The sequence below is a fragment of the Mycobacterium sp. TH-M25 genome, from assembly GCF_057473665.1.
On sequence record NZ_JBYCLA010000436.1, the window covers coordinates 1 to 12,602 of the forward strand.

At 66.5% G+C, this 12,602-nt stretch carries 16 protein-coding genes and 2 pseudogenes; 15 read left to right on the forward strand and 3 right to left on the reverse strand.

What is annotated here, in order from left to right:
* Positions 1–38: 38 nt before the first annotated feature.
* The 15 genes and pseudogenes from AC2VOU_RS14735 to AC2VOU_RS14805 all read left to right on the forward strand — a co-directional run bounded on the left by AC2VOU_RS14735 (position 39) and on the right by AC2VOU_RS14805 (position 11,555).
* Complete coding sequence (locus tag AC2VOU_RS14735) at positions 39–2,471, forward strand: AAA family ATPase (RefSeq protein WP_486958045.1); 2,433 nt, start codon at positions 39–41, stop codon at positions 2,469–2,471.
* A gap of 343 nt (positions 2,472–2,814) precedes the next feature.
* A complete protein-coding gene (locus AC2VOU_RS14740; RefSeq protein WP_486958046.1) occupies positions 2,815–3,303 on the forward strand; it encodes a hypothetical protein in 489 nt (162 codons plus the stop codon).
* Positions 3,300–3,794 carry a flagellar hook-length control protein gene (locus tag AC2VOU_RS14745; protein ID WP_486958047.1) on the forward strand — a complete coding sequence of 165 codons (495 nt, stop codon included), beginning with the start codon at positions 3,300–3,302 and terminating at the stop codon, positions 3,792–3,794. Before AC2VOU_RS14740 ends, AC2VOU_RS14745 begins: the two co-directional genes overlap by 4 nt.
* 137 nt (positions 3,795–3,931) lie before the next feature.
* A complete protein-coding gene (locus tag AC2VOU_RS14750; RefSeq protein WP_486958048.1) occupies positions 3,932–4,534 on the forward strand; it encodes a recombinase family protein in 603 nt (200 codons plus the stop codon).
* Between the two features lie 239 nt (positions 4,535–4,773).
* Entirely contained in the window at positions 4,774–5,028 is a 255-nt protein-coding gene (locus AC2VOU_RS14755; RefSeq protein WP_486958049.1) for a hypothetical protein, read from the forward strand.
* Positions 5,025–5,717, forward strand: a complete 693-nt coding sequence (locus AC2VOU_RS14760) for a hypothetical protein (RefSeq protein ID WP_486958050.1) — start codon at positions 5,025–5,027, stop codon at positions 5,715–5,717. The genes AC2VOU_RS14755 and AC2VOU_RS14760 overlap by 4 nt, the downstream gene beginning before the upstream one ends.
* Positions 5,718–5,726: 9 nt before the next feature.
* On the forward strand, positions 5,727–6,542 hold the full coding sequence (locus AC2VOU_RS14765) for a hypothetical protein (RefSeq protein WP_486958051.1): 816 nt from the start codon (positions 5,727–5,729) through the stop codon (positions 6,540–6,542).
* Between the two features lie 12 nt (positions 6,543–6,554).
* On the forward strand, positions 6,555–6,848 hold the full coding sequence (locus tag AC2VOU_RS14770; protein WP_486958052.1) for a hypothetical protein: 294 nt from the start codon (positions 6,555–6,557) through the stop codon (positions 6,846–6,848).
* The gene (locus AC2VOU_RS14775) at positions 6,848–7,168 is read left to right on the forward strand and encodes a hypothetical protein (protein ID WP_486958053.1); all 321 of its coding nucleotides are present in this window, start codon (positions 6,848–6,850) and stop codon (positions 7,166–7,168) included. Before AC2VOU_RS14770 ends, AC2VOU_RS14775 begins: the two co-directional genes overlap by 1 nt.
* 16 nt (positions 7,169–7,184) lie before the next feature.
* A complete protein-coding gene (locus tag AC2VOU_RS14780) occupies positions 7,185–7,721 on the forward strand; it encodes a hypothetical protein (protein WP_486958054.1) in 537 nt (178 codons plus the stop codon).
* Between the two features lie 14 nt (positions 7,722–7,735).
* Entirely contained in the window at positions 7,736–8,062 is a 327-nt protein-coding gene (locus AC2VOU_RS14785) for a hypothetical protein (RefSeq protein WP_486958055.1), read from the forward strand.
* A gap of 8 nt (positions 8,063–8,070) precedes the next feature.
* On the forward strand, positions 8,071–9,582 hold the full coding sequence (locus AC2VOU_RS14790) for a terminase large subunit domain-containing protein (RefSeq protein WP_486958056.1): 1,512 nt from the start codon (positions 8,071–8,073) through the stop codon (positions 9,580–9,582).
* A 295-nt stretch (positions 9,583–9,877) separates the two neighbouring features.
* Positions 9,878–10,441: a hypothetical protein gene (locus AC2VOU_RS14795; RefSeq protein WP_486958057.1), complete on the forward strand. Its 564-nt coding sequence runs from the start codon at positions 9,878–9,880 to the stop codon at positions 10,439–10,441.
* Positions 10,434–10,658 (forward strand): annotated as a pseudogene (locus AC2VOU_RS14800) (helix-turn-helix domain-containing protein); the annotation flags it as partial. The gene AC2VOU_RS14795 and the pseudogene AC2VOU_RS14800, both read left to right, overlap by 8 nt.
* Before the next feature lie 69 nt (positions 10,659–10,727).
* Positions 10,728–11,555 (forward strand): ImmA/IrrE family metallo-endopeptidase, encoded by an 828-nt coding sequence (locus tag AC2VOU_RS14805; protein ID WP_486958060.1) that lies wholly within the window; start codon positions 10,728–10,730, stop codon positions 11,553–11,555.
* An 85-nt stretch (positions 11,556–11,640) separates the two neighbouring features.
* On the opposite strand, the gene AC2VOU_RS14810 is transcribed toward AC2VOU_RS14805, so the two are convergent.
* The 3 genes and pseudogenes from AC2VOU_RS14810 to AC2VOU_RS14820 form a co-directional block, all read right to left on the reverse strand.
* Positions 11,641–12,093 (reverse strand): flavodoxin family protein, encoded by a 453-nt coding sequence (locus AC2VOU_RS14810; protein WP_486958058.1) that lies wholly within the window; start codon positions 12,091–12,093, stop codon positions 11,641–11,643.
* Between the two features lie 10 nt (positions 12,094–12,103).
* Positions 12,104–12,292: a hypothetical protein gene (locus tag AC2VOU_RS14815; protein ID WP_486958059.1), complete on the reverse strand. Its 189-nt coding sequence runs from the start codon at positions 12,290–12,292 to the stop codon at positions 12,104–12,106.
* A gap of 214 nt (positions 12,293–12,506) precedes the next feature.
* Positions 12,507–12,602 (reverse strand): annotated as a pseudogene (locus AC2VOU_RS14820) (flavodoxin family protein); the annotation flags it as partial.

The window sequence follows — 12,602 nt, forward strand, 5'->3', positions numbered from 1 at the left end:
CAGCCCCTCCGAAAGCACCACCAATCGAAAGGTACGAAGTGGAGTCTAACCCGCAGGACGGCAATCGCGCCGCCAAGATCACGGCGCTACTGGCCGAAGCGCCGAAGGCCGACGACCACGAAGGCGTGCGTGAGTACCTGCACGCGCTGGCCGCCCTAGGCTGCGCGCCACTGCTTGTCTACCCGGCCAGCAAGAAGGCCGCCGATTTGCGCACCCCGCAGCGGCGGAGAGCTGACGATAAAGCGGCGCAGGAAGCCGCGCGCGGTGCGGGACATCCGAATTGGCAGAAGGTCAATAGCCCCGCTGGGGTCCACCTGGCCAGCACGGACGTAGAAGTGTTGGACGACTACCTGGATCGCTACGTCGAGATCTTCGGCGCAGAAGTGGAGGTGAATGTCGCGGTGTCACTGGGCCGCAGCCGGTTGGTCGTGGTGGACTGCGACACCGCCGGGCAGCTGGCGCGGTTCCTCACCGACGCCGAAGCCGATTCCAGCACCGCACCGACGGTGCGCAGCCCCGGCCAACTAGCCGCTGACGGCGTGACATTGGCGCATCGCGACGGCGGGCATTTCTACTTCACGGTGCCCGAGGGCATGGAATTGCCGGCGCGACCTGAATCGATGATTCCCCTGGGCGACGGCGACGATGCTTACTCGATTCTGTGGGGCGCAGGGAAGTACGTACTGTCACCGCCAAGCGTGCGCTCCGAAGGCCCGTACATCGCCAGCGGTGCGGTGTACCCGCTACCCGACTGGCTGGCCGACCGGATCGCCAGGCACGGCGAGGGCTACGGGGAACGGATGCAACGCAGCCGGGGCCGCATCGACTCCGAGACCGATCCGGTGGCGCAATGGGGCGCTGGCGTGCCCTGGGCAGCCATTCTGGAGCCGGAGCCCGCTGGGTGGACGCCCACCGGCAAGGCCGACGGGTGCGGATGCCCCACCTGGACCGCTCCTGGTCTCCACGGCAGCCCGAAATCGGCCACCGCCCATGAGCCGGGTTGTGGCCAGTGGGTGACTTCGGTTGATCCGCCACTGCACATCTGGACCGACAACCCCGGGGAGCCGTGGGCCGGGCACATCGCGGCGACCGGCAAAACCACCTTTAGCAAGTTGCAGGCGGTGGCGCTACTGCATTACGACGGCAACCAAGGAGCAGCAATGGACGCCCTCGGTATCGACCGCGCCCGGCAGGGGTTCGACGTGGACCTGGCTTTCCTCAACAGCGGCGAGGCAACCAATGGCAGGCAAGACGATGGGGGCGACGAGCAGCCGAACAACGACGACGGAACCGAACGCAAGATCCTCGCGCGTGCGTCCCAGTTGTGGATCGACCGCGAAGCCCGCAAACGTCTCAACGATCTGGACGCCGCCCAGATCGAATTGCCGCCCATCACCAGCTTGGACGCGCTGTTGGTCGAGGACGACGATCCTGTGCGGTTCCGCATCGACAACGTGTGGCCCGCTGGCGGAGCCAAGGTGTTGTGCGCGGCTCCGGCGGGCGGCGGCAAAACGACGCTCAGCGGCAACCTGGTGCGCTCGCTGGCCGACGGCGAGCCGTTCCTGGATGTGTTCGCGGTCAATCAGGCCGCCGAACGCATCGTGATCATCGACAACGAGATGACGCCGGGGATGCTCAAGCGGTGGCTGCGCCGCCAGGGCGTGACCAACACCTCGGCGGTAGTAGACGTGGTGAACCTGCGCGGCCAGGCCGGGCTGTTCGATCTGGGCAACGACCGGCTACGCGATATGTGGACCCGGCGGCTGGCCGACCTCGGTTGCGATTTCCTGGTGTTCGACTGCCTCAAGCCCGTTCTGGAAGCCATGGGCCTGGACGAGAACCGCGAGATGGGCAAGCTGCTGTACCCGTTGACCGACATGCTCACGGCGGCGGGCGTAGACGACGTGCTGGTGCATCACCACATGGGCCACGCCAACGAGCGCGCCCGGGGCGATTCGACCCTCCTCGGGTGGTCTGACGCGAACTGGAAGATCGTGCGCGAGGACGACCATCCCCTTCAGCCGCGCTACTTCTCCACCGACAAGGTGCGCGACGCCGACGACCCGGTGCGCGAGGGCCTACTGAGCTTCGATAAGGCCACCGGGAGGCTGACCTACGCCGGGGGCAACCGCGCTACTACACACCAAGCCGAGAACGTCGAGAAGCGCCTCAGTGCCGTCTTGGACGCGCTGGCCGACAAAGCCACCGAAGGAACGGACGAGATGAACGTCAGCCAGATCCGGTCAGCCGTCGGCGGCAAGAAAGAGACCACCGACGCGGCTCTGGCGCTGGCCGAGAAGCGCGGGCTGGTCACTCGGCGGCACCAGAATCGGGCCAAGCTCTACCGGCTGGACCCGAAGGCGCGCGACCCGCTGTGCATGGGCAACGACGCAGACGCTGACGCCGATGAGAGCACCGCGCCCGGCCTGATGCCACGTCGGCCCCGCGATGTCGGGCCGATGGGCCAATGAGCCCGAAAACACCCTCTGAGCTGCGGTTTCTATCGGCCCCGCCAAAAGGGGCCGATACACGTTTTGCTATCAGCCCCCAGGGCGGGGCCGATAGGGGCCGATAATCGTGGGAAATAGCTTCTCACCTGGGCTTTCTATCGGCCCCGCCGAAGGGGCTGATCGGGGGCCATCCCTTATTGAGTATCGGCCCCTCCCTATAGAAGAGGGGCCAATACGGGCCGAAGGGTCAACGACGAAGAACAACAAGGCGACCAGCGAGGCGGTCTGCCGGGAAGCTGCGGGGCCGGGAAACGCGCCCCGCTGGCTCGGACGTGCTGCACGGTCCGTTGACAAGATGTTGACCATGACCAACCGACTCGACTCCCAGCACCGGGCGAACCAGGCCGCGCGCCTGGCCGCGACCGGCGCAACCTGGCAGGAGGTCGCCGACGCCCTGGGATACCGGAGCCGCCAGGCGGCACAACAGGCGGTCGCGAGGCTGCGGGACCGTACGCCACCCGAGTCCATCGAGCAGGCCCGCGCCCGACACGATCAGGCGCTCCAGCTGATCCAGCGCAACGACTTCACCCGGTACCTGCTGGCGCTCAAGGCTGGTGACGACGACACCGCTCTCCGGTATTCCAAGGAGCTGCGGTCCACCATCGCCGAGCGCGCCAAGCTGGCCGGTGTCTACGCCCCGCAGCGCACCGAGGTCGATGTGAACGTCAGCGCCGACCCGACGGCCATCATCAACCGGATGGAGGCCGAGCTGCTGGCGCTGGTCGCCCAGCGTGAAACCCAAGCCGCAATCTCCGACGGCGGCAACATCATTGAAGCGGAGGTACTGCCATGACCATCACCACCGAGGACGCGATCAAGGCGGCGGCGACGATTGCCCGTGACGTTGCCGACGGCAGGTTGACCCCGGCGGCGCTGGAACATCAGGCCGTGGCCGAGCTGCGCGAGCTGGTCGGCACGGTCGTCGGCCCCGGCGATGCCTGCTGGGAAGTGCAAGTCCAGATCGCGCGCGGCGTGCTGGCTCTCGACGGCATCCCCGCTGACGAACTCTTCGAGTGGCTGGCCGTGGCCCGCCAGCAGGCCGGTGAGCCGCTGAGCGGTCCTGGGCCTGACGAGGTTGAGCCAGAACCGGTCTCGTTGCTCAGCGTGGCGCTGAGCCCCGAGAACGCGGACCCCGACGCCGACGCTGAGCCCGGCCATCCGACGGATGCCGCCCAACCCGAACAACCGGTTGCCGCCGATCTCGCGCCGAAGCCACCGCGCCGGGCCGACGGGTACGACCCGATGGCGGGATGGGCCGCCGGGCGACAGGGATTCGTCGGCTGAGACGCCCCTATCAAATCTTTAGTTTTGATAGACCATCATCTCCGCACATGCATGCAGTCATCAAGCCAGGTCATTATTATCAAAAGTTCTGTCAAATCTAAATGTTGTAAACCCAACTTTTGATATAGATTAAGGGCATGACGACCGCCACCCTCACCACGCCCGCTGGCACCGGCGCACTCCTCGGATACGCCCGCGTTTCCACTGACCACCAGGCCCTCGACGCTCAGACCGACGCGCTCACCGCTGCCGGGGTGAACCCCGCACGGGTCTACTCGGACAAGCTGACGGGCACATCCACCAAAGAGCAGCGGCCCGGCCTGGCCGCCGTCCTCGACTACGCCCGCGAGGGAGACACCATCGTGGTCGTCGGCATCGACCGCCTGGGCCGCAACGCCGCTGAGGTCATGCTGACCATCCGTGACCTCAGCCAACGCAAGATCGTCCTCCGGTCCCTGCGTGAAGGCATCGACACGTCGAACGCCACCGGGCGCATGGTCGCCGGGGTACTGGCCTCGCTGGCTGAACTAGAACTTGAGCTTGGCCGTGAGCGTCGGGCAGCAGCCAAGGCTGCGCGTAAGTCACGCGGCCAGCCCATCGGTCGCCCGTCGAAGATCACCGCCGACCTGATTCGCCAGGCGGAGGCACTGCGGGTCAGCGGGGAGCCCGTGCCTAAGATCGCGGAGCTGTTGGAAGTCAGTGTGCCGACTGTCTATCGCGCGTTGAAGGCGTCAGCATGATCACCTAGCGTGCCTGCCATTTGGTCGGCTGACACAGCCGACACGCCCGACGGCACAACGACTCCCGGCCCGAACCGACGGGTCGGGTGTTCGTTTCTCTGGCCAAACAATTCGCAGGTCGGACGGTGCGACTATCCCGACTAAGGCGGGCAAGACACAGGTTATCTTGCCAACCCACAACGTATTTCGCTATTACAGCGTGGCAGCTGCGCTGCACCGTCGCATGTTCTCATAGGTATGTGACCGCCACGATTCCGTGCAACTACGCAACCGATCCCGGCGCGCTCAACCCGGCGCAGTGGTCGGGCAAGCTGGCCGCGCTGCGTTCCCGGGGTGCTACCAACGCCGACCCCCGCGTCGCCGAATGCCTGGCCGCCCTGGCGTATTGGAGGGTGCGGCGGGTACTCGACGCTGATCGGCAGCACCTTAACCCTGCGCACGTCCCGGCGCTGGCCGACATGCTGCGCCACGCACACCCGGCGGTCGCCCGATGAGCGACTACCTGTCGGCCATCACTGCGGCCAACCGAACGCACGCCGGGCGACTGCGCGGGAAGCCGGAACTCGTGCCGACCTTCACCCAGGCGCAATGGCGTCCGCGTCGCCGCCAGCGTTTGATCACCCAGCGCGTCCGCTCCTTCAGCCCTTCCCGCGAAATTGCCGAAGTCGCGGAACCTTTGGCCACCCGCATTGCCGTGCGAGCTGCGGTGCCTCCGGTGTCGTCGGTGCCGCCGGTCGCGCTGCGTTTCCGGCAACCGGTGGCGGCCTTCGCCGACGCCGTGCACGAACTTGTCAGCGGCCTGATCGGCTGGCAGGCCGAACAGGACGGCCAAGCCAAGACGGCACACCTGGCTAACGAGCCTGGTCAACGGCGGCACGCCCTGAACCTGATAAAAGACACCGCGCAACGTCCCGTGTTGCCTCCGATCAGCGACCAGATGATCGACGACGGGTCGTGGGCGGCGGCGCTGACCGAGATGGCTTCAGCCGCCGACGGGCTGCGGGTGGCCGCCGCCTACAGCGACCGGCTCGAACGGCTGCTGCTCGACACCATCGACCGGGCGGCGCTGGCACTCGAACGCCGCCTCGACCGAGATGACCAGATCCGCGCCACCAACACCACGACCGGTCCCACCGATGCCGACCCCGCTGCCGAGCTGGCCGCGCTCGGCATCCACACCTAGGAGATTGCCATGACTATCGGCCTGCCCGACTTTCCCGTCGAGACCTACAGCGACATGCTGCCGGTGGACTTCGAAGCCCCGCCGGTCAATCCGACGGCGTTCGGCTTGTATTCCAGCACCTACTGGACCGAAATTGGCGGTGACCAACCGAGCCGGCATCTCAACGGTGTGCAGATTCGGCCCGCCGGAAACTACGGCGGTGAGGGCGCTTTCGGCGTTTGGGGCGCGCCGTGGTGTCCGGTGCCGGAGCTTGACGGTGATCGCAAAGAGGGCACCAGGCCCGCCGGTGTAGACCCGTTCAGTCCGATGACGGTCTGGGCGTATGACGAGTGCGACTTGACCGCGCCCAGCCGGGCTGAGGTTCAGGCGCGGGCGGTCCAGATCATGCGCTTGCAGGAGCAGGTGGCTGTGGAGCGTGAGTTCACGGCACGGCTGCTCGCCGACGCCGCTGATCTTCCCGGTCCGATGCAGCAGGCCGACAGTTTCAAGCTCGCGGTGGGCTATCTAGAAGCTCAGATGGCGCTGACCAACACGGTGGGGTTCTTCCATGCCGGGGCGCAGTGGGCCAGCCAAGAGTTCGGCCTGGTGATCAGGTCGGGCACCCGGTGGGTCAGCCCGCTGGGGCATACCTGGATTTTCGGCGGCGGCTACGTCGATGGCCTTGAAGACACCCTGGTGGCCACCAGTCAGCCGTTCGGTTGGCGTGATCAGGTTCAGGTCCGCACCGCGATTGACGAGCGCCGCAACGCCTTTGCCGCCGTCGCTGAGCGCACCGTAGTGGTGGGCTATGAGGCCATCGTGGCCGCCGTCGAAATCACCCCCTAAGGAGACCCAGGCATGCCCCAGGGAATCACCGTCACTGTTGATGACGGCTTCGCCACGTTGGATTTTGTGGATCCGTCACTGCGCGGCCAGGCGCTGGCCACGCTGCTCACCATCGGCGGCCCCGACAGCATCGAAACCCTGACACGGCGCGGCCCCCGCCGCCTGTATCGGGTGCCCGAGGGCAACGCCCGCGAAGCCGGGCTGATCGACCAGCGCAAGGCCCTGCCGTCGGCTCCCAAGGGGGCCGGGATCGACACGGGCGCAGCAGCGGCCACGGCGGCGGCCTGGTCGGAGGCCGACCGGTGATGACTGGAATGTCCAGCACCGTGCCGAGCGAGCGCGACAGCTACACCGGGCCGCGCTGTCAGTCCTGTGGTGGGCCGTGCGCGCGGTGGAAAGGCTCCGTCTGGCAGTACACCTGCACCGGCTGCATCGAGCGATACCTCGATGACAGCGAGCGCGCATGGCAGGCGCGGTCGGCCAACGTCCGCGACAAGATCACTCGCAACCTGTTGCACGGCAACGACTATCCGAACTTCCGTGTGGTCGATGGATCGGCGGCGGGGCGGGGTGGCTCCGCGTTATGTACCGCACCCCGCCCTGACGTTGACCAGCTGGCGATCTGAAAGGACAACTTCTGCAATGCCTTTGACATTGGCCGACATCAATCCGCATGAACGCGCCCACATGGCGATGTGCGTGCACGAAGCCGCCCATGCCACCGTCGGTGTGGCGCTGGGCGGGGAGCTACGCAACGCCGTGGTCACCCGCAGCCGGGTCACCGGCCTGGAAGGGCTGACCACCTTCACCGACCGGCCTCATGGACGCGACGCTGAAATCGCCTACGCCGGACCCTACGGCGAAGCGAAGTTTCACGCCGGGGGCCACCGCCCTACCCAGCGGGCGCTGTTCGCCGCTCTCGATGGCTGTGGGCGAAAGGACGCGCGGGTTCTGACGGCCAGCGGCGGAACACACACCGGCATGGCTGCGGTCCCGCTGCTCGACAGGTGTTGGCCCGGGGTGATCCGCGTGGCCCAGCAGCTGCACCGGGTCGGCGAAGCGCACCAGGGCGATGTCCTGGCCGCACTGGGTATCACCGACGGCGGGGGCCGCACCAGTGTCCAGCTGGCCGCGCTGCGATCCAACGTGCGTTCTGTGCCTGCGCGGCTACCGGCCTAGGTTCACGGTTCCCCGTGCCGAACCTCGGCGGCGCGGTGACCGGCCAGATGGACAACCCCAACGAAACCAACGACACCACCACCGAGGAGACCCCGATGCCCGAGAACCACCCGCCGCACAGCCCGTTTCACGATTCCTGGTTGCCTGACTACTGCCCCCGCTGCAACCCCGCTGGGGATCAAGCAGATCGCCGCCTGCGCCTGGCCTCGATGACCGAACCCGACGCCGTCACCTGGCACGGGGGCAAGCGGGTGATCTGTGATTACGTCTGCGACCGCTGCTTGTACAGCTGGACCCGGCGCGACCTGTGGGACGCCCGAAGCGCCGGATTCGCGGCGTGACCCCGGCCATGGCAACCGATCCCATCGCCGCGCTGGCCGCTGCCCGGGCCATCGCCTTGGTGCGCCAGCGGCAGTGTCCGACGACCCCGGCGGAACTGGCACGGCGGCTCGTACCCGGCTACGTGGTCACCCCGGCCATCAGACTGCTGTCCGACGAACTGGTGCGCGCCGTGGAGGAACCGGACTCGCGGCTGATCGTGACCATGCCACCGCGCACCGGCAAGTCCGTGCTCACCTCCCAGGTATTCCCGGTGTGGCTGCTGGCCCGCGACCCCGACGCCGAAATCATCGTCAAGTCCTACGGCGACGCCCTCGCCGAAGAACACAGCGCGGCGGCCCGGCGGCTGATCGCCGAAAACCCCGGCGTCGTAGGCATCGAGCTAGCCGCCGACAAGCAAGCCGTGGGCCGCTGGCGAGTCGCCGGTCACCGGGGCGGCATGCTCGCGGGCGGAATCCTTTCCAGCACCACCGGCTTCGGAGCCAACGTGCTGGTCGTGGACGACCCGGTAAAGGGCGCGCAGGAGGCCGACTCTGATGCCTACCGACGGCGACTGATCGCAGAGTTCAAAGCCAGCTTGATGACCCGGCTGATGCCCGGCGCGAGCGCCATCATCGTGCTGACCCGCTGGCACCCTGAGGACCTGGCCGGTGCGTTGCTGGCCGAACCCGGCAGCCGGTGGCGGTGCGTGAACATCCCGGCCATCAGCACCACTGGGGTGCCGGATGCCCTGATGCGTGAGCGCAGCGGCGTCGCTATGACATCCGCCGTGGGACGCACCGCCGCACAGTTCCGCGAGATTGAGTCTGAGGTCGGCTCCCGCGCTTGGGCCGCAATGTATCTGGGTACGCCCAGCACGCCCGAAGGCGGGCTGATCAAACGTCAGTGGCTGGACGATTGGCGGCTCCCAGCGGCACCACCGGGGGCGTTCAAGTTGGTGGTCGGCGTGGACCCCGCCGACAGCGGCGAAGGCGACGAAACCGGCATCGTCGCCGCCAGCCTGGGCACTGACGGCACCATCGCGCTGATCGCAGACGTATCAGGTCATTACACCTCAGATCAGTGGAGCCGCCGCGCCGTAGAACTCGCCCGCGACGTCGGTGCCAGCGAAGTCGCGATTGAGGCGTTCAGCGCGAGGACCACCTACACCAGGTTGGTCACCGAGGCGCTGCCCAAGTATCGGCTCAACCGAGCCATCAGAGTCACCGGCTGGCCACCCAAGGGCACTGACCGGGGCAGGGGTGACGCGGTGGCCCGGGCCACCGGCCTGCTGGCCGCGCTGGAAACGGGCCGGTGCAGGATGGCCGGACACCTGCCCGATTTCGAGGCGCAGGCCGTCACCTGGGAAGCCGGACAACACCAGCCCGACCGAGTGGCGGCGGCAGTGGTGGCCTACGACGTGTTAGCGCATGCCATCGGACAGCAATGGCACTTCGCCAGTCCGCTCGACGTGGCTCGCCGCGCCCGGGAAGGCCGGTTAGCCCCGACGCCGGAGTGGATGACCCGCCGGATCGGCGGGTAGCGAGCCTGACCGGGACGCTCAATAATCACGCGCGGTCGCCAGCCCGGCTCCCACTGCGCGTTTTTGCATAGCAGATATAGCCCTTGTGCGCGATACGTGTGCAATACTAAAGTCGCGTCCCGTTCGATCCACGCTCCCGGACGCGGATATAGGAGACGCCTTCATGGTTCCGGATTCGCCCACCAACGCTCTCGGCCCGCACGCACAAACAGTCCGTGACGTGCTCGTCAATGTCATACGGTCTCGACATAATCGGTTTGCAGACGCTCATCAAGTCGCGGGCACGCGATATTCGATGGCCTTCGGAAGTCAGTGGCGCGACCTGCTGGACGACACCAACGATGCGCTGACGGGGCGCGGCTTCCAGTCGCAGAAGCTCACTCCGGCTGGATACAAGATCCCGGTGGTGAACGACTGCCTGGTGTACGTGTGGCGGGTCCCCGGCTCTACGGATGCGGTCAGCTTCTTCGCATCGAGTCCGACGCGCAAGAATGGCTTCTCCGCGTCTCCCCCACAGCCGATGCTGTTCGATCCCGTCCTGGTGGACGAGGGCCGGGGTGACGACGACGATCCTCCGGGCGGCGAACTCGGTCACACACTTCGGGCAGCGGGCGACAAGATGCCGGTGGTGCTGGTGATGGTTGAATCGTCGCCGTGGCAGTTGCAGTCGATAAGTTGGGGAGTCGCCGTTCTGGACGACACCACCGGCAAGGTCGAAGTTCGTGGGCTGGAGTCGATCTGGGAGCCCAGCTCCGACACCGATCGCGATGCGTCAAGTACGGACTCGTTCGACAGCGGCACGCCAGACGGTCCCTCGGTGGAGCCGCGGCCGCAGGAGCGCCCGACCACGGATGAGTGATGATCCGCCAAGCTTGTTCGACTGGCCCGAGGCCGGTCAAACGCATGGTCGATTCGACCCGGCGCGGCTGACCCAGGCCCGTGTGCGCCTTGCGATAAGCAAGACGGACCTCGCCGCAGAAGTGGGTGTTTCGCCTGCTGCAATCGGCCAGTACGAGGCGGGTGTGAACTCGCCGCGTCCCGATGTCATCGATCGAATGGCGAAGGCGCTGAGGGTGCGACCGGGGTTCTTCGGGGTGGGCCGTCCTCTCGCCCGAATGGATACCGTCCATGCCCATTTTCGGAGCTTGAGATCCGCGCGCGCGAGCGACCGCCAACGAGCAGTCGCGACGGCAACACTGATGTGGGAACTGACCTTCGCGCTTGAGAGGTACGTCAAGCTGCCGGTACCCGACCTACCGCACGTTGAGCCCGGCACCGCACCTGCGGAAGCCGCTGCGATCCTGCGGAGACACTGGAACATCCCCGATGGGCCAGTCAAGCACTTGGTAGCCAAAGTGGAGTCGCACGGCATCGTGGTGGCGGTACGTCCCCTAGGCGAGATTGATGCGGTCGATGCCTTCTCGGTAGTGATCGTGGACCGTCCTATCATCATCACAACGCCCCGCCGCAGCGAAAACGTATTCGGGCACCGATTTTCGATCGCTCACGAGGTCGGCCACTTACTCCTTCACGGGGACTCCGGCGAGTCGAGCCAGGCGGTGGAGCGTGAGGCAGACGAGTTCGCTGCGGCATTTCTAACCCCTGCCGCGTCAATGGATGCGGTGCTGCCCGAGAGGCTCGATCTACCGGCCCTGCATCGACTGGGTCGAACGTGGGGTGTGTCGCCAAAGTCATTGGTCCGTCGGATGGTGGAGCGGCACCGCACCACCGATTCGTCCGCACGGCGGGCCTACCAGCGATTGGCCATGACATACGACCCGTCGGCGGACCCCACCAGCGCGTACCCCGGTGAGGTAGCAACGCTTCTGCGAAAAGGCGTTGAGCTCGCTGGTCAGCACGGCGCAGGCGTACCCGTTCTCGCGGATGTCCTAAAGATCAGCCCTGGGCAGCTGCGTGACCTCCTAGGAGAGGAGGACCAGCGCCCTGTTCTGCGCCTCGTCAAGGACGAGTGAAGCATTCAACCGTGCTACTACTTCGTCTCAGATGGTTGGCCGCGCGGCCGAACTCCGCCACATAACCGGCTCACGGCTTGAATCCCTACGCCATCAACGTCGCCGCCACGGTGGCCCCCAGGTTCCAGCACGCCTCAGCGTCGGCCTTAGTGGGCTTACCAGAGACGACGACGTGATCGGTCGCCTTGACCCAACCGAGCCCAGCGGTGATCCCGTCGATGGCGCGCTCGGCCCCTTCGGTGCCCTCGTTGCCGTGGAGCCACAGCCCGAACGGTCGGCCACGGGTCGAGTCCAGCAACTGGTAGTAGGACTGGTCGAACGCCAGCTTCAAAGCCCCACTGACGTAACCGAGGTTGACCGGCGAGCCCAACAGGTAGCCGTCGGCTTGCAGCATCTCGACCGGCGACACCGTCAGCGCCGGTCGGCGCACCACCTCGACGCCCTCGATGTCGGGGGCGGTCGCCCCGGCCACGACCGCCTCGAACATCTCCTGGCAGTGTGGCGACGGGGTGTGGTGAACGATCAGGAGCCTGGCCACTCGGACATGTCTACCGGGAGCCGGGTGCGGTCATCCAGTCAGGTGCCCGCTGCCAGGCCTCCCGGAGACTCATCCGGCCCGCTCCGTGGTCCCGATACCACTCGCCGAACTCGGTCAGCTTCCCGTTGTTCCCGGCCTTCAACATCGCGTAGTAGTAGGCGGCCCAGTATGTCCGAGTGCGAGGCCCAGTCATCGTCATCGGTCTATCCCTTCTCGTCGTCTGCAGTTGGTGCTGCAGTTGGTGCTTGCACACCGAAACCGCACGCTAGCAGCGGAAACACCGAGGCGGAACTAAGAAAAATCTCACCGAACTCGTACGAAAAATCACCCTGTATTTGAGCGTCCGAGAAACCTGAATAGGGATAGGCACCTCACGGTAGGCGCGCGGTAATAGCGGGGTATCCGACCGATAAGTGCTTGAGGGCACCGCTCATGTAGCCCAGATTGGCCGGGGTGCCCAGCAGGTAGCCGTCCGCGCGCAGCATGTCGGCCGGGGAGAGGGTCAGGGC